2 pseudogenes are annotated in these 640 nt (G+C 36.7%); both read right to left on the bottom strand.

From position 1 onward, the window contains the following. A pseudogene (locus tag ACFILO_RS09680) lies at nucleotides 1-215 on the bottom strand (hypothetical protein); the annotation flags it as partial. A 112-nt stretch (nucleotides 216-327) separates the two neighbouring features. Then, nucleotides 328-640, bottom strand: a pseudogene (locus tag ACFILO_RS09675) (hypothetical protein); the annotation flags it as partial.

The raw sequence follows: 640 nt of genomic DNA, 5'->3' as shown, positions 1-640 counted from the left end.
ACTCTTGCATGACCATAGACACAAGCCTCATCATAGACCCAGCAATTACCATCATGGGATAGGTTAACTTCCTTTTCGATAAAACCGCCTAAAGCACCCGCCTGTACATCATCGAAATCTTTTAAAGCTTTAATGCGATAAAGGTTTATAATATTTCGAGTAAGAGCATGTTTGATTTTTTTGATTTCACTGGTTAATTCGTATTTTTTGCACATAGAAGACCCTCACAATCTAATGTGATAAACAGTTGATAAAATTTGAAATGGGAAAATTTGAAAGAGGGGCGCCCCCGCCACGCCTGTACTTTCATTTACACTGCTTTATTGGTTAGACCCAGACAATCTCTAATTCACCATAAGGAGAGAGACGTTCAGTATAGGTTTTTATTTTAGTAGACCCGCCGACATTTTCACGAATAACAGCAATGCCATGAATATTGGCATTTTCATAAACATGCACGTTATTTGCTATACGAGCATTTTCATAAACCCTAGCATTGTCATAAACATAGGCATTATCATAAATAATATCCTTGCCATACACATGTGCATTACCATAAACATGGGAATTATCAGAAATAACAGCATTGCCATAAACATGGGCATTATCATAAACATAGCCAGCAATGATAGCATTGTCA

Source organism: Bartonella sp. AP72JLCBS, assembly GCF_042195705.1.
Classification (GTDB): domain Bacteria; phylum Pseudomonadota; class Alphaproteobacteria; order Rhizobiales; family Rhizobiaceae; genus Bartonella.
The sequence above is the reverse complement of the archived record's forward strand: the minus strand, read 5'-3'. Positions and strand labels throughout refer to the sequence as shown.